The organism is Streptomyces sp. NPDC051636 (genome assembly GCF_044453765.1).
GTDB lineage: Bacteria > Actinomycetota > Actinomycetes > Streptomycetales > Streptomycetaceae > Streptomyces.
The window spans coordinates 67,796-82,783 of sequence record NZ_JBITDA010000032.1 but is presented as its reverse complement, the minus strand read 5'-3'; the positions used below and the strand labels follow the sequence as shown (position 1 = coordinate 82,783).

The 14,988-nt window shown below is 68.7% G+C and carries 13 protein-coding genes and 3 pseudogenes; 10 read left to right on the top strand and 6 right to left on the bottom strand.

Annotation, left to right across the window (positions count from 1 at the left end; translation table 11 throughout):
• Positions 1-468: 468 nt before the first annotated feature.
• From ACIBBH_RS36715 to ACIBBH_RS36705, 3 genes and pseudogenes are all read right to left on the bottom strand, one after another.
• On the bottom strand, positions 469-1,650 hold the full coding sequence (locus ACIBBH_RS36715) for a hypothetical protein (RefSeq protein WP_399412306.1): 1,182 nt from the start codon (positions 1,648-1,650) through the stop codon (positions 469-471).
• A 5-nt stretch (positions 1,651-1,655) separates the two neighbouring features.
• Positions 1,656-2,399, bottom strand: a complete 744-nt coding sequence (locus ACIBBH_RS36710) for an AAA family ATPase (protein WP_384462313.1) — start codon at positions 2,397-2,399, stop codon at positions 1,656-1,658.
• Between the two features lie 85 nt (positions 2,400-2,484).
• Positions 2,485-3,988 (bottom strand): annotated as a pseudogene (locus ACIBBH_RS36705) (Mu transposase C-terminal domain-containing protein); the annotation flags it as partial.
• Between the two features lie 206 nt (positions 3,989-4,194).
• Between ACIBBH_RS36705 and ACIBBH_RS36700 the strand changes: the two are divergent.
• From ACIBBH_RS36700 to ACIBBH_RS36690, 3 genes are all read left to right on the top strand, one after another.
• The gene (locus ACIBBH_RS36700; RefSeq protein WP_399412304.1) at positions 4,195-4,743 is read left to right on the top strand and encodes a hypothetical protein; all 549 of its coding nucleotides are present in this window, start codon (positions 4,195-4,197) and stop codon (positions 4,741-4,743) included.
• A 125-nt stretch (positions 4,744-4,868) separates the two neighbouring features.
• The gene (locus tag ACIBBH_RS36695) at positions 4,869-5,849 is read left to right on the top strand and encodes a TniB family NTP-binding protein (RefSeq protein WP_399412315.1); all 981 of its coding nucleotides are present in this window, start codon (positions 4,869-4,871) and stop codon (positions 5,847-5,849) included.
• 7 nt (positions 5,850-5,856) lie between these two features.
• Positions 5,857-6,555 (top strand): hypothetical protein, encoded by a 699-nt coding sequence (locus ACIBBH_RS36690; protein WP_399412302.1) that lies wholly within the window; start codon positions 5,857-5,859, stop codon positions 6,553-6,555.
• Positions 6,556-6,763: 208 nt separating this feature from the next.
• On the opposite strand, the pseudogene ACIBBH_RS36685 reads toward ACIBBH_RS36690, so the two are convergent.
• Positions 6,764-7,039: pseudogene (locus ACIBBH_RS36685) on the bottom strand (IS110 family transposase); the annotation flags it as partial.
• A 198-nt stretch (positions 7,040-7,237) separates the two neighbouring features.
• Here ACIBBH_RS36685 and ACIBBH_RS36680 point away from each other — a divergent pair.
• From ACIBBH_RS36680 to ACIBBH_RS36655, 6 genes and pseudogenes are all read left to right on the top strand, one after another.
• Positions 7,238-7,636: a hypothetical protein gene (locus ACIBBH_RS36680; RefSeq protein ID WP_399412301.1), complete on the top strand. Its 399-nt coding sequence runs from the start codon at positions 7,238-7,240 to the stop codon at positions 7,634-7,636.
• A gap of 58 nt (positions 7,637-7,694) precedes the next feature.
• On the top strand, positions 7,695-8,099 hold the full coding sequence (locus tag ACIBBH_RS36675; RefSeq protein ID WP_399412299.1) for a hypothetical protein: 405 nt from the start codon (positions 7,695-7,697) through the stop codon (positions 8,097-8,099).
• Positions 8,100-8,288: 189 nt separating this feature from the next.
• A pseudogene (locus tag ACIBBH_RS36670) lies at positions 8,289-9,575 on the top strand (IS256 family transposase).
• Between the two features lie 669 nt (positions 9,576-10,244).
• Positions 10,245-10,556, top strand: a complete 312-nt coding sequence (locus ACIBBH_RS36665) for a hypothetical protein (RefSeq protein ID WP_399412297.1) — start codon at positions 10,245-10,247, stop codon at positions 10,554-10,556.
• Between the two features lie 2 nt (positions 10,557-10,558).
• The gene (locus tag ACIBBH_RS36660) at positions 10,559-11,236 is read left to right on the top strand and encodes an RNA polymerase sigma factor (RefSeq protein ID WP_399412296.1); all 678 of its coding nucleotides are present in this window, start codon (positions 10,559-10,561) and stop codon (positions 11,234-11,236) included.
• The gene (locus ACIBBH_RS36655; protein ID WP_399412294.1) at positions 11,233-11,925 is read left to right on the top strand and encodes a hypothetical protein; all 693 of its coding nucleotides are present in this window, start codon (positions 11,233-11,235) and stop codon (positions 11,923-11,925) included. The genes ACIBBH_RS36660 and ACIBBH_RS36655 overlap by 4 nt, the downstream gene beginning before the upstream one ends.
• 152 nt (positions 11,926-12,077) lie before the next feature.
• Here ACIBBH_RS36655 and ACIBBH_RS36650 read toward each other — a convergent pair whose 3' ends face one another.
• The gene (locus tag ACIBBH_RS36650) at positions 12,078-12,854 is read right to left on the bottom strand and encodes a hypothetical protein (RefSeq protein WP_399412292.1); all 777 of its coding nucleotides are present in this window, start codon (positions 12,852-12,854) and stop codon (positions 12,078-12,080) included.
• Positions 12,855-13,203: 349 nt separating this feature from the next.
• On the opposite strand from ACIBBH_RS36650, the gene ACIBBH_RS36645 reads away from it, so the two are divergent.
• Positions 13,204-14,667, top strand: a complete 1,464-nt coding sequence (locus ACIBBH_RS36645; protein WP_399412290.1) for a hypothetical protein — start codon at positions 13,204-13,206, stop codon at positions 14,665-14,667.
• On the opposite strand, the gene ACIBBH_RS36640 is transcribed toward ACIBBH_RS36645, so the two are convergent.
• Complete coding sequence (locus ACIBBH_RS36640; protein WP_399412288.1) at positions 14,643-14,831, bottom strand: hypothetical protein; 189 nt, start codon at positions 14,829-14,831, stop codon at positions 14,643-14,645. The two genes, ACIBBH_RS36645 and ACIBBH_RS36640, sit on opposite strands and share 25 nt — an antisense overlap.
• Positions 14,832-14,988: the final 157 nt, after the last annotated feature.

Sequence of the window (14,988 nt, the reverse complement as noted above, 5' to 3'; positions counted from 1 at the left end):
CTCACCGCTCAATTCCCGTGCTGCGCACGGGAATTGAAACTCCCTCCGCTTTGCTCCGGGAGTGGCCGGCCCGCGTTGTGGGCCGGAGCCGGGCTGCGCCCGGCTGATGGCTTCCGCTGCGCTCCAGCCATCCCGCGCTGCCGCGCGGGTGACGGGCCTTCGGCCCGTGCAGCAGCTGGAGAGGGGTTGGGGGTAGCCGCTCGGCTGGCCTGTGTGCGAGGAGATGTGAGGCTGAGTCGGGGGCGGGCCTTCGGGATGGGTGCGGCTGTGAAGGGGCCGGGGTTGTGCTCCCTCCGGTACGGTGGAGATCCGGGTGGGCGCCCTCAGTTGGTGCTTCAAAATGGCATCCAGATCGATTCTGGATCAATGCTTCCTTGCCCCTGCCCCTGCGCGCGGTGCTGTCGCCGGGCCACTGAAACTGTGCAGTGTCCAGGAACCGGTCCAGAGAACAGGCGTGCTGACTGGCAGTCACTGCCTAGTGAATGGCGTGCGCTTGGGCTTGTAGCCGGGTGGCTGAGGACAACCCCGCATGTCTTCGGGCATCGTCCAGGGCAGGTGATGGTGGGCGTTGCTGAGTGGCCACACGGTCGGGGGCGGTGGTTTCCTGCCCGTGTTCTTGCGCCGCTTGGGGCGTGGCGGCTGCGGCGGTCGGAGCTTCAACTGCTCGGCGAAGTCGGGCAGGTACGGCAGGCCTGTGGAGTTGTGGGGATCGCTGAAGAGCTTGCCGCTGCTGGTGCCGGTGGCCAACAGATGGGTGAACACCGCGGCCCGCAGGAGAGGGCGTGCCCAGTCGGGCACGGTGTGGGTCATGCAGCCCTGGCGGACGTTGTGGCGGTCGTGGAGCGTCACCGTGCTGCCGTCGAGCGCAGCGTCCTGTACCCGTGCGGTGGCCAGCTGGCTGGTCGAGGCGGCGGTGAAACAGGCGGTGGCAAGCTCGGCCGCGAGATAAGGGTGCGCGGTGCCGGCATGGAGACGCCGGGCGACCTCCCGCTCGGTCAGCGCAGGCATGGCGGGAGGCACGAAACCGCGCTCCCTCGCCAGAGGCGCGGCACACGTGCAGACCGGACTGTTTTCGAAGGACATCAGCGTCGTCAGGGCCGGCAGGCTGATCCACCGCCGCCGCAGCACACCAGTCCCGGACTCGCCGCCCGGCCAATCGGCGTCCGCTGCGGCCAGGCGTACAGCGGCGGGCGAGCCGTAGTAGTGGCGGCGCGCGGTCGCAAAGTCGGTGGTAACGGTGTGGTCGACCGTCTGCAGGGCCTGGTGCAGGGCTGCAGGGAGGTGGGGGCGGTGGCAGACCAGGGTCAGGCGGATGCCGGTGAGTGCGCGCAACTGCAGGAGGCGTTCGGTGTGGCGCGCGATAAAACGGTGGGCGCGCAGGACGGTCAGATGGGTGACGGGCAGAGCAGTTATCCATGCGGTGGCGGCTTCCCAGACGGGCTGACGGCCGGCGGGGAAACGGCCCGGGAGCAGGGGCGGTTTGCCCAGGGCGGCGAGGAGGTCGTGCGCGAGGGCTCTCTCGCTCGTGGTGCCCGGGCCGGGATGCAGGGTGATCCGGCCGGACGGCAAGTGGTGGGCGGCCAGGGCGGTGTGCGTGTGGAGTGCATCGTCGTTGCGGTCGATGACCACGGTGACGGGCGGCGGTGACATGGTGGTCAGGCGAGGCGGCTGAAGGCCCAGCGCAGCAGCTCCTGATCCACACGGGAGCGGCCGCTGCGGGCCAGGGCGGTGCGGGTGTGGGCGGTCAGCTGGGCCCAGGCGCGAAAATTGCCGTGCGCGGCATGCTGGTCGGCGAAGGTGATGTCGTCGGCGTCGGCGTCGGCCCAGATCGGGTGGAACAAGGGGATGGCCTCGAGCACCTCGCTGGGGGTAAGACGGGTGAAGTGCTGCCAGATGAAGATGCGGGAGGACAGCATCGGTTCGCGGCGCAGCACGGTGTGGCAGCCCTCACCGCCGACGAAGATGATCGCGAGCCGGGTGGCGGGTTCGTCCCACAGGTAGCGGAAGTATTCGAACGCCTCACCGTTGAGCCACTGGGCCTCGTCGACGAGGAAGGTGCAGGGGCGTTCGGCCAGGGCGGATTTCAGGAGACGGTCGAATTCGCTGGGGTGGCGCGGTGGTTCACCGGCCAGGCCGAGTGCGGTGAACAGCTCGTAGCGCACCGCGCGGGCGGTGGGCCGAGCACGGAAGGTGATCTTGCGGACGTCCTCATGCGGTTCGAGCCCGCGCAGGCAGATGTTGACGGCGAGGGTCTTTCCGAAGCCGGCTCCGCCATGGATGCACATCATGGCGCGGGCGGCGACGGTGTCGGTGATGTTCTCCCGGGCGGTCAGCAGAGCGCGGGTGGTGACCACGCACGCATCAGGCAGGTCGACGTACTGGTAGGTGGCCGCGGTCACGAGGCGTCTCCGTCCTCAGCAGGGTCTGCGGCCCGTCCGGGCGAGCCGCCGGGGGCCGGGCCGGACGGGATGGGGGCAGAGCGGCCGGGCGTGGTCCGGGCGACGAGAGAGGGCGGGGTGCGCCACTCGGCCGGGGGCGCAGCAGGCGGGATGAGATCCGGCAGCGCCAGATCCGACAGGTCGGTGCCGGTGGCTTGAGCGAGTTCGGCCTCAGCCTGCGCGGTGGTCAGCGCCCCGAGCCGCTGGGGTGCCTCGGGCCGGCGCACGGCGGCGTAGCGCTCACGCTGCGAAGACTCCAGGTCCTTCTTCAGACGGCGGGCACGGGCGGCCCGCACCCGCCGCACGGCGCTGATCTGTTCGTCGGTGGCCTGATCGGCCAGGTCCGCGGACCCCAGGTAGCGGCCGGTAGCCGCGTGGTAGACCTCGATGCGGTGGTCGTGGTGGGGCATGAAGCGGACCCGGACCTGGATGCCTGCCTGGCCGGTCATCCACGCTCCCACATAGTCGCGCTTCCGGAAGCGGATCCCGCGGGTGGTCAGCGTGCGGGTACCGGCATCTTCCAGGGTGAACGTCCACAGATCCGCAGCCGGCACGTCCCGCAGCGGGGTGGGATCGTCCTGCCACGCCTCAAGCGGAGTCTTGCCCCGCAGGGGCGTGGGGCGATGCTCAGTGTTCCACCAGAACGTCCAACCCAGCAGCCGGGCGGTGAAGTCCTCGAAACCAAGCAGCACCTCGTCCTTCGGGCGGGAGGAGCGTTTGCCAGGGCGTGGCTGGCGGGCATAGCCGGGTAGCGCGGCCAGGAACATGCTCTCCACCGCCCGGTTCAGGACCTCCACAGTGCCCTTGAGATGGGGGGTGTAGGCGGGCAGGTCCTCCACCGTCACGTCCAGGAGATCGAACGCGGCGGTCACCGTCCTGGACAGGAAGTCCTTGCCGCGGTCGACACGTACTTTCTCGGGCAGGCCGCCGAACGGGCCGTAGGGATCCTCGCGCAGGACCGCGGAGCGCAGCGCTGCCAGCACGGACTCCCGCGACGGATCTCCCGGCGTGATGGCCACCCCCGTGATCGCATTCGTCGCGCAGTCGGTGAACCAGGTGATCCACGGCCTGCGGGCCTTGCCGTCGACTTCGACCAGCACCGCGGCCTGGACGTGGTCGGTCTCCCACACATGGTTGCGCCACCCGCGCGGCCGGGCCAGGAACACATCGTGCTTGCGTGCCGCCCGCTCACCTCCCGCAAGCCCCGCCCGCTCCCCCGGCGTCAGATCACGGCGGATCGCCCGGTGCAGCGTCGGAATCGACGGAGGCGGCTGTCCCTCGCCCCTGGCCGCGCGAGCGGTCAGCTCACGATGCACCGCCGCGACGTTCCCCTTCCACAGCCCCAGCAGAGCCCGGACCTCATCCGTAACCGTGAACCGCCCGGGATACGCGCCCCGCTCCCCCGGCGCCCGTGCCGCAGCCTCGTCCCGCTCGGCGGCCGCCAGCCACCGCCACACCGCACGCTCCCGCACCCCGAGCACGTCCGCCGCCGACCTCACCCGCCCCGTGGTGAGCTTCCCCTCCCGCCGCAGGGCCAGCAGACGACGCACCGCCGGTCCCCGCAACGCCCGAACCGACACAGCCGGCAAAGCCCCACTCGCGTCCGGGTCCTGCTCCTCTTCCTGATCCACACCCCTGAGCACACCAACACCCATCGGCCAGCGGATCAGAACTCACGAAACTGAGACAGCGTCACCTCTCATGCAATAACGCCCCCAGAACAGCAACACCCCACGGGAATCTCGCCTCCAAAACAGTGACCCCAACCCCCTCAACCACCACTGACCAGCAGCAACACACCCAAGCCCGCTGTCACTCACCCACTGTCCCAAAACCGAGAGATCGCATCTGGGTCCGCCTGCCCGACGGACACCTGACAGAGATCCCGTGGATCCACCGCGACCACATCCACCAGCCCTTCAACAGCGCCACCTGGCAGCACATCAAAGCCATCACCGCCCGCCACGGCGGGCGCGACACCCACGAAGCCGACCTCGCCGACGCCCTCGACCAGCTCATGCGCCGCGCCCACACCGGCACCGCCACCCCCAGCGAGCAACGCCTGATCACCCGCACCGCACCGCTGAAAACGCCTCCGCCAGCGGCCAAGACCCGCGCTCCCCACGCCGCGGGTCCGCAGGATGACGGCTGGAACGACGACAGCCTCGACGACCTCGACGACCTGCCCGACGACCAGGAGCAGGCCGACGGCGAGGACGAAGCCGGCGACGACAACGCCGGCGCCCCCGTCCCGTACACCGGCCTCGGCCTCTACGACCCCGCCCAGGAAGCCCTCAACTGGTGACCACCCGCCCGCGCTCCGCGCCCACTGCTCCCGCATTTTCCGTCCCCGGCCCGGCAACCCAGCCCGTCCGCACCGGCACGGACAGCCCGTGGCCGGACACGCGCGCGGCCGTGCCGGAGTGGCCGATCACCACCTGGCAGGGCTGGCAGCACTTCGCCACCACCCCGCCCCTCGCCCCGCCCCAGCCCGGCGACGCGCCCCGCAGCACGGAAGAACGCCTTGCCTACCACTCCGCGTTCGTCACCGTCCGCACCCCCGCCATCGACACCCTCGCCCGCCAGGTGCGCACCCTGATGGTCCTCGGTGGCCACCAGCAGACCACCGCCCGGCCCTCTCTGATCGTCACCGGCCCCGCCGCGGCCGGGAAAACGACCGCCCTCCTCGAAGTCGGGCGCACCTGCCACCTCGCCCACACCCGCAAAAACCCCACCCCGCCCGGACACGCCCGCCAGGTGCCCGTCGCGTACCTGCTGGTGCCGCCCGGCGCCACCGCCAAGACCCTCGCCACCGAATTCGCCCGTTACCTCGGCATCCCCGTCACCACCCGCATGACCCAGGCCCAGATCACCAGCGCCGTCTGCCACACCTACACCGCCGTCGGCGTCCGCCTGGTCCTCATCGACGAAATCCACCGCCTCAACCCCCGCACGACCACCGGAGCCGAAGCCGCCGACCTGCTCAAAGACCTCACCGAACGCATCAAAGCGACCTTCGTCTACACCGGCATCGACGTCGCCGCCACTCCCCTGTTCGCCGGAGTCCGCGGCGCCCAACTCGCCGGCCGCGCCAGCCTCATCACCTGCGGCCCCCTCCCCGCCCGCCACGGCACCCGCCAGCCCTTCACCGACCTCATCACCGACATGGAAACCGCTCTCGACCTGGCCCAGCACACACCTGGCACACTCCCCCGCCACGCCGCCTACCTCCACCAGCGCACCGCCGGCCGCATCGGAAGCCTCGCCCGTCTCATCCGCCAAGCCGCCATCACCGCCATCTGCGACGGCACCGAACGCATCACCAAGAAAACGCTGGACGCCATCCAGCTCGACCACCTCGCCGAAGAAGCCAGCCGCCCCCGCACCTGCCGACCAGCCACAACGGCATGATGCGAACATGAAGAAGACCACGGACATGCCGGCCGGCGAGGAGTCCGCTGTCCTCTGCGGCCGGGTATGGGACGTCCTGATCCCCGCCCGCGCCGGCTATCTGGCCGCCGTATCGCCGCACTACGACGAGGTGTTCCACGACGTCGCGCAGCGAACCGAGCGCGCCGGCAGCCTCGGCAAGACGGACATCGCAGCCCTGACTGTATGGAAACGGCTCTCCGCACAGACCCCTTGGGCGGCGGCGCTCATGTCCCTGCCCGAAACCCAGGTACGAGCGGTCACCGAACGCGCCGTCACCGCAGCCCGCGACACCGCCCTGTCCCGTAGCGAAGCCGCCCGCACAGGGCGCAGCATCATGTCGGAGCTGCCCGGCTTCCGCACCGGAGACGCCCTCGCCTCAGCCGTCCTCACCGCAGCAGCACCCCAACGGATGGCCGTCTACGACCGCCGCGTCCAACACGCCCTCGACACACTCGGCCTCACCCTCACCCACGCACCGGGACGCTACGGCCGCTACCTGCAGTTCCTCAACGACCTCCTCGAACACAGCGGAGCACACGCCAACGGCTGGACTGCACGCGACATCGACACCGCCCTGTACTGGATTGGCAGACCCACCCAGGCGGCACGGCACAGCCCCGCCCACCGACAGACCCCGACCGCGCAGCAAGCCGCTGACCAGCACAAACCAGCACCAGCCCTTTAGACGCCGGAGACCAACGCCAACACAACACCCCCGTTATCAACACACCCCGAACAACCCCAGGCCAGACGCCCCGTCACCACCACCTGCAGCGCCCGGAAACGCCCGCTCCTTTATCAACGCATCCCCAACGCCCCAGCTCAAACCACCCCCACCACACCACCTACAACCCCGACATCACAGGTAGCGGCTCTGCGGGGAAGGGGATCGATTAATCGAACGGAATGCGCGCCAGGAGGCAGTGGTAAAGCTGTCCGAGCATCCGGTTGAACAGGTGCCGCAGAGCCTGCATGTGCCAGTCCCCTCCTGTCCCGCGGCAGCCGGTAGTGGGCGTCCGCGCCAGTGGAACCGCTGAGAAAGGCGAAGGCCAACAGGTGGCCGACGTGATTGAGCCGGTTGTTCTTGACGAACCGGCGTCCGACACGCGGCGCTTCCCGGAGGTCCGCGTGATCGGGGCAGCGCCGGCGTACGCCTTCAGCCCACCGGCCGTATGGGGTTCCCCCTCGTCTCCCGCAGACTTTCGAAGTTGATCGAATCTTGTGGTCCTTGCCACCGGCTCAGGTTTAGCTGGTCCTGCAACCCATGACGATCCGTCGGCTCGGTGCGCCCTCGCTGATGGTCTGCTGAGTTCATGTCGTATTTCGGTAAACAGTTCTGGTAACGAATTCTCCATGGAGGAGTACGCATGTCTGCACTCAAGTGCGCCGGAACCGTGCTCGCCACGACGGCCGCGGCGGTCTCGCTCGGCTTCGCCCTCCCGGACAACGCATTGGCGGCCTCCGACGCAAGGGTCTGGAGCAAGGCCTGGCATGGTTACGCCGATGCTGCCTGTGACGGCCAGTTCGTCTCCTACGGCGATCACTTCTATCTGAACGACAACCTCAAGGACGACGCTGGCTGCACTCTCACGTGGGAGGACGAACAAGGCCACGCAGGCTACATACACAACTCGAACGGCGCCGGCACCACGGTGCATCGGAATTACGACTTCCCCGAGGGCACCTACATCAGCTTCGAGGTCTGCATTCGCAACGACGGCCACACCTTGTCGGAGACCTGCCGATACGGGACGGCCTCCGCGTGACGCTTCCGGTCCACGCGCCATCACCACCACAGCCACCGAACCTGCCAGGAGGACCGCCTTGTCTCACTTCAACCGCGCCGTGACCTCGCTCACCGCCGCCACGGCCGCCGCTGTCTCCCTCACCTTGGCCCTGTCCCCACCCGCTTGGGCGGGCACCAGCGCACGAGCGTGGAGCCTGCCCGCCCAAGGATACGCCGACGGCGCCTGTGATCTGCAGTTCAACGACTACGGGGAACGCTTCTCCCTCAACGACAACCTGAAGGATGACGCTGGCTGCTTCGGCGAAGTGATGGTCGACGGCATATGGCGCGGCGACATGTACAACTCCAAGGGTGCTGGAACCACAGTCGAATACAACTACGACTTCGTCGAGGGCGCCATCGTCCAGTTCGCGGTGTGCGTCCGCGACAATGGCGAGACGCGTTCGCGAACCTGCAGCAATTGGAAGAAGGCCACGGCCTGACCCGCTCTCTACTCCACCGCGGGCAGCGCCGCTACCGTGAAGTCCTTGACCAACCAAGTGGCGAATCCTCCCGACTGGTCCCTGTCGGCGAAGTCGTCCAGGCAAACATCCTGGTCAGCCGGTCCGGTCTGCGGACCCTGTGGGTCTGTACGGTGAGTGGTGTAACTCCCGAGCTGGAAGCGACAGTTGATGACTGACGTGACGAGTGACGCCGAGGCCGGGAAGGCCGCTGTGAGTGGGGCGAGCGCCGTGGACGGCGGGCTGGTCGCCGAGCTGGTTGCCCGGGCTCAGGCCGGTGGGGTGAAGCTCACCGGGGAGGGCGGCCTGCTGCAGTAGCTGACCAAGCGGGTGCTGGAGTCCGCGCTGGAAGGCGAGCTCACCGATCATCTGGGGCACGAGCCCGGTGAGCGGGCCGAGGGCGGCCGGGACAACTACCGCAACGGGCACCGCTCCAAGACGGTGATCACCGAGTCGGGGCCGGTCGAGATCGCGGTGCCGCGGGACCGGGCAGGGTCGTTCGAACCCCGGCTGGTCAAGAAGCGGCAGCGGCGTCTGGGCGGGGTGGACGAGATGGTCCTGTCGCTGTCGGCGAAGGGGCTGACGCACGGGGAGATCTCCGCACATCTCGCCGAGGTGTACGGCGCGGAGATCTCCAAGTCCACGATCTCCACGATCACCGACAGTGTGATGGCCGGCATGACGAAATGGCAGAACCGTCCGCTGGACAGCGTCTACCCGGTCGTCTTCATCGACTGTGTGAACGTGAAGGTCAGGGACGGGCAGGTCGCCAACCGGCCCGTCTACATGGCGGTGGCGGTCACCGACGAGGGACACCGGGACATCCTGGGCCTGTGGATCGGCGATGGCGGGGAGGGCGCGAAGTACTGGCTCCAGGTCCTGACCGAGATCAAGAACCGCGGCGCGGCCGACGTCCTGATGCTGGTCTGCGACGGCCTGAACGGGCTCCCGGACGCCGTGAACACCGTCTGGCCTGCGACGATCGTCCAGACCTGTGTCGTTCACCTGCTGCGGAACAGCTTTCGTTACGCGGCTCGGCAGGACTGGGAGAAGATCGCGAAAGCGCTCAGGCCCGTCTACACCGCTCCGACCGAGGAGGCCGCGCTGGAGCGGTTCGTGGAGTTCAGCGATGCCTGGGGCGGGAAGTATCCGGCGATCGTCCGGCTCTGGGAGGCGGCCTGGGCGGAGTTCGTGCCCTTCCTCCGGTTCGACGTGGAGATCCGCAAGATCGTCTGCACCACCAACGCGATCGAGAGCATCAACGCACGGATCCGAAAGGCCGTCCGGGCCCGGGGACACTTCCCCACCGACCAGGCCGCCCTCAAATGCGTCTACCTGGCTGTCATGAGCCTGGCCCCGACCGGCACCGGACGCAAACGCTGGACCATGCGCTGGAAGGCCGCACTCCAAGCCTTCGACATCACCTTTGACGGCCGGCTCACCGCCGGACAACGCTGAAGAAAACCGACCGAGTTCCACCGTTCGCTACACAGACCCCCTGCGTCGGCTCGAAAGGGAAGGGCGGCTGACGGTGCCCCAACAGCTGGCGCGCCGCGGCCACGGTCACCGCGCACCCTGGTAGTCCCCGGCAAGGCGGCCCTGGCAGGCCTTCCTCCTGGATGCAGGGCGGGACCACGGCCGGCCTCGCCCGAGACTGCATTTCATCCTGCAGCAGGGACTGCAGGCGGGGCGCTGCGGGGCACGCCGCGTCTGGGGCGTTGACGCAGTGCCTGGTGAAAGACACGTCAATGGAATTTGTGTGACCTAGGCCACATCGGTGTCGGGAAATCTCTATCCTCTACGTCTAAGAAGGTGAAGACGTCTCTGGCGTCCTATCGGGGCCCGCCGTCGCCGCTTTGGGAAGAGCCGAAGGCGGCGGGCCCGAAGAACCTCCCGCCGGGAGGATTTTGTTCCTCCGGTCACATCGACGGGCGTACGTGCAGGCGCTGTTAGACCCTCTCGGCGGCTCTGGCCTGCGATCCTCAAAGTTGCACACAACAGGGCCAGTTGACCTGTGCCAGCTCGACACTGCCGTGGATACCGGGGCACAGTGCTCTCAGTTATCCATTCCGGGGCTCAACGGCTCTTCCCGAACATGGCGGGCCCCCAGAGCAGTTGGTAGGACGCATGAATCCGCGATCTCTGCCGCGTGCCGCCCAGGCGGCCGCGTGCGTCGAAGATCCCCGGCCGTGGCGGCGCCGCGGCCGCCGCACGATCTCGGTCACGATCATCGTGGTCACGATCGTGCGGATCGTGCACGGCGACGTGACCTGGCAGGACCCGCTGGAGAGCGCGCTGGTCGCCGCGGTCGGCCTCCTGGCGCTCGACACCATCGCCCAGGCGGTGCGCACCATCGCGCACATGCTGCGGCGCATGATGCCGGAGCGGGTGGTGCTGGAGCGCCGGAACGGCAGGCGTCGGCTCGCGTTCGGCTGGTAGTCATGCTGGCGAGTGAGCCTCTCGCCGGTGCCCCGGCCGCGTACGCGGCCGGGGCACCGGCTCCGCTTCCGCAGCCGGAGCCGTCGCCGTCGCCGTCGGACCAGGACGCCGCCTCGCCTGCCCCTGCGGCCTTCGACGTGGTCGCGGCCGAGATGCTGGATGCCGAACCGCAACTGCGCCGCATGCTGCTGCGCAAGTTCGGGATCACCCAGCACAGCGCCGAGGACATCCTGTCCGGCGTGAGCGAACGCTGGCTCCGGGCGGTAAAGGAGGGTTCCGATCTGCCGGAGCACCCGCGCGCCTACCTGTTCGCCCTCACCCGCAACGCGGCCGTCGACCATCTGCGCAGGGCGAGCAGCAGGCCCGAGGTATCGACCGCCCACGCCGACTGGGTCGCACTGGAGCCGCAGTTCGGCACCGAGCGGTCCGCCGAGGACGTGGTCACGACCGGCCTGCGGAACAAGGAGCTCCTGGCGAAGGTCCAGAGCCTGCCCCACGTCCAGCGGCGCGTGATCGAGTGCCTGTTCGTGAGCGGCATGACGTCCAAGGAGACGGCGAGGCGCCTGGCCATCAGCATCGAGAACGTTGACCGCAACCGCCTGCGCGCCCTGAAGGCGCTGCGGGCCATGTACGTTCATGCGGCCCCGGCTGTCGCGGACGAGCCCTGGGGGACTTCATGATCGGCGGTCTGCGCACCGTCGTCTCGAGCGCCATGCCGGCCTCGGTTTCGGCGCCCCTTCTGGGGGACCAGCGGGTGAACGTGCGTGTCCCCTTGGGGACCAACGAGGAGTTGAAAGGCTTCAAGCCGTTCTTCAAGGAGCAGCGGGCCTGGGCGCAGGAGCAGCTCGCGGCCTCGCTGGCCGGGATGACCTCCCGGGAGGCAGGCGCCCGGCGTGGCCGGTGGGAGGACGAGAAGGCCGAACTGCGCCGGCGCGGACAGCTCATCGACAGTCGTGATGCGCTGGTGACCGGCGGTCTGTGCGCGGTTTTGGAGGAACGGGGCTGGAACCGCGACTGGGGCGACATCCCGCAGCAGGCCAAGGCCCCCGGCCGCTCGTGCGCATCTCCGCAATCCGGCTGGCCGGAGGAGGTCAATGTCCGGTTGCCCGTCGATCTCGTGAACCTTGTGCTGGCCGCATGCTGGCACACCTCCAAACAGGCCCGGGACGAGCTGGAGAGGTGGAAGGCGCGGCACCCCAAGGCGCGCCCCACCAAGCCTTCGCGCGCCCGGTGTGATGCCGCCGCCCTCGCCGAGTACCAGGAACTGCGCAACAAGATCAATCACCGGGGGGACGTCTGGCGCGAGGCCGTGGCGAGCGGGATCCGCATCGCCCGTACCGCCCGGGACACGGTTACGGGCGTGGGGTGAGGCGAAGACCTCCTGGGCGCTCGCGGCGAGGAGATCGGCTCCGTCCTGGATACGGCGAGGCCGGTGTGCGGGGTCAGCGGTGTGGCGAGAGCTGCCGAGGCGCGGGCGCACTCCCTAGCCGACGACGGTGGCGATTCAGGCCACCTCTGCCGCTACTGGTGGCATGTCCTTCTGATGTCGTACAGCGCTTTGGCCTTCGTGGTCAGCAGGGTCGTCATGTAGAGCATGTTGAGCAGCACCTCGGTGGAACTGGACAGGCGTATCTGGACCACGTTTCCCACTTGGCTGTGCACGGTGCGTTCCAGGAGGCCGAGCGTGGCCCACTCCCGGCCGTGGGCGAAGCCGCTGCAGATCTGCCAGAGGTTTTGAGCGAGTGCCTCTTTGCCGTCGAGGACGACTTCGTCCACGTACTTCAGCTGGGCTTGTGTGCTCCAGCGGCCGCAGATGCCGTTCGGGTCCAGGCTGTGCTGGGTCGCGAGGTCCCTGAGCTCTTGGATTCGTTCTTCGTGGGTCCTGCCTGACTGCTGGAGACCGGACAGGTCCATGAATTGCCTGCCCTTGCTGACGTTCTCGTACGCCCGCTTGAGACAACGGCGTATCCGTTCCTGGCGACTGCTGGGCTCAAGGAGCCAGATCGCCTCGCCCGCAGCTTCGACCGCGGCCCGGAGCAGGCTGTAGGGCGCGTAAGAATGGATGACCTTGGCTTCGAAGAGCAGGGCCTGGACCGCGTGCAGATGATCTACCGCGTGCGCGAAGCATTGATAGGCCGCACTGGACACCCTGAGGGTGGGGACCTTGGCGTCATCACCGCTCAGACTGCTGCCCGCCTCCACCACCGGACTGGGCTCGCTCGTGGCCTTCTGCCACTCATTGATCTGGCGCAGAGCGCGAGCAACATGAGGCGGTACGGGCGTCTGGTCCTTGGGCATGGCTCATGGTCCCGCAGCAGTGAGTCCTTGTATGCCGAATTTCGTCCGCGGGGCGCAGCCCGGGCCGTACCCCGCGCTGCCAGGCGCTCGAGCCTGCTGAGACCCGGGCGGATGCGGGCACACGGGCCGGGCGGGAGGGCGGCGGGCCACGTGGGCGGCGGCCGGTTCGTGGACGTCGAGGTTGGGTGCTGGCGCTCCACCACGGTTGAGCGCTCGCGCTGCCTTCGCGAAGTGAAACGGCTGGTAGGGATGTCAGGATCGGAGTCAATTCGGTTGCGGAGTCCGGCGATTTGGGCCGATCCTGATCGGTTCGCTGAAAGCCGTATCAGGAAGGCAGGCACGGCCCAGTATGGAGATCAAGACGCTCGAGCAGTTGCAGGCGGTCGACGAGCGGACTCTGCACTTCACCCCGTGGGGCCTCGGCCGGATGCACGCGGAGGACTCGGCGGAGTTCCAGCAGCGGGTGATCGCCCGGCTGAAGCTGGCGGACGAGGTCGCCGAATCGACGCGGAACAAGTTCGAGCAACTGCGGGCCGGGTTCAGCCACGGGGTGCTGTGCTACGAGCTTTTCACCCTCGTCGAGGACGCGACCCGTCTCACCTTCGAGCAGGCCCTGCGGGACCGCTTCGTGGCTCACCACCAGGACCGCGCCGTCGACGTCCGCGATCGCCGGGGCCGGGAACACCAGGTCACCATGACCAGCTACTCGGCCTTCTACGAGCAGTTCCGGAACGTGAAGGGCGCCGAGATCCGGATGGGCACTGCCGGGGACTGGGAGCACTTCAACGGGATGCTCGGCGGGCTGCTGCGGTGGGCGCGTCGCGAAGGTCTGATACGCGGGCAGCGCAACCGGAGCCTGGAGCCGGCCCAGAAGGAGCTGCGCAACATGGCCGCGCACGGCTCCTACCATCTGAACTCCCCGGTGGAAGCCGCCCGGACCCTGTCCGACCTCGCCGAGCTCATCAACCATCTGTGGGGGCAGCCCACCCCGGGCGGACGGCTGTACCCGGCGCCGCTGAAGCGGGACATCATCGCCATCGGCTGGAGCAAGAACGGTCACACGATCCTCGCCGGCCTGGCCGAACATCTGGTTTCGGCCGAGGACGAGGAGCCGCTGGCCTACCTCCTGGTCCGTGCCGTGGTGGACGACCCGGGCCTGATGGAATTCGACGCCCGCGCCGCGACAACCGTCTTCCCGTCCGAGTATCTGTGGGGGCCGGGAACCCGCACCGAGGCCGTCGACTGGCTGGACGCGAATCGGCCCGAGCCCGACCGGTGTGACTACCTCGACCAGGTCGTCCTCGTCCGTTCCGTGGACGGACAGGTGGACCTGCCCGTGCATCCCCGGGTCGCAGCCGGCCTCTCGCCGCAGCAGCAACACGGGACGTGGCACGCGGTGCGGGTCGACCGGGCTCTGGACGCCTTCGGCCACGTCCGGGCGCTCGTTGCCGCTCAGCCAGGACACAAGCCGCAAGGAGAGTGCCGACAGTGCCCCGCCGAGACACTGGCCACGGGCGACATCGCCACCGTGATGGGCCGCCCAGAAGGCCGGCGCGGACACCACCGCGTTGACCGTACCGGACGTGCGCACCCCGCTCGCCAGCCGTTTGCGTCACCCTGCGAAGTAGAGCAAAGCAAGCCCCCCAGGAGCATCCTCGCTGGTGCGCTGGTCGTCACGCGGACTGCACGCGCCGGATCCAGCCGATCTGCGGGCGCTCCCGGCGGCGGCCGTCAACGGGGCGGGGCGTCTACTGTGGGGGCGGGGATTGGGGGGCGCTGGTGCGTGACTCACGGCTTGTGCAGACGGCGGTGATCGGCAACGAGCATTCGGACGTGCTGGTCGTTCTGCCCGTAGCGGCCATCGAGCTGGATGCGTTCCGGCGGCGTCATCGTGGTGACTCCTTCTGGTGCGGCCTGCTGCTCGGGGGCTGCGGGGCTCGTCTGGCGGACAAGCTGTACGTCGACAGGCAGTGCCACTTCCAGCACTATCCCGCCGGGCCGGACGGGGGCGAGGCGGTGTGCCGGCGCTGCGGTGTCGGCGAGTCGAGCGCCGACCACCTGTATGTGAAGGGCGCGCTGCAGACGTCCTTGGCGAAGCACGGGCGAGCGGCCCGGTTCTCCTATCCCGACCCGA

What these genes read in the sequence shown, in the direction of transcription:
- ACIBBH_RS36715 (WP_399412306.1), bottom strand. Translation starts at nt 1,650, where the DNA reads ATGTCACCGCCGCCCGTCACCGTGGTCATCGACCGCAACGACGATGCA.
- ACIBBH_RS36690 (WP_399412302.1), top strand. Translation starts at nt 5,857, where the DNA reads ATGAAGAAGACCACGGACATGCCGGCCGGCGAGGAGTCCGCTGTCCTC.
- ACIBBH_RS36680 (WP_399412301.1), top strand. Translation starts at nt 7,238, where the DNA reads ATGTCTGCACTCAAGTGCGCCGGAACCGTGCTCGCCACGACGGCCGCG.
- ACIBBH_RS36665 (WP_399412297.1), top strand. Translation starts at nt 10,245, where the DNA reads ATGAATCCGCGATCTCTGCCGCGTGCCGCCCAGGCGGCCGCGTGCGTC.
- ACIBBH_RS36660 (WP_399412296.1), top strand. Translation starts at nt 10,559, where the DNA reads ATGCTGGCGAGTGAGCCTCTCGCCGGTGCCCCGGCCGCGTACGCGGCC.
- ACIBBH_RS36655 (WP_399412294.1), top strand. Translation starts at nt 11,233, where the DNA reads ATGATCGGCGGTCTGCGCACCGTCGTCTCGAGCGCCATGCCGGCCTCG.
- ACIBBH_RS36650 (WP_399412292.1), bottom strand. Translation starts at nt 12,854, where the DNA reads ATGCCCAAGGACCAGACGCCCGTACCGCCTCATGTTGCTCGCGCTCTG.
- ACIBBH_RS36645 (WP_399412290.1), top strand. Translation starts at nt 13,204, where the DNA reads ATGGAGATCAAGACGCTCGAGCAGTTGCAGGCGGTCGACGAGCGGACT.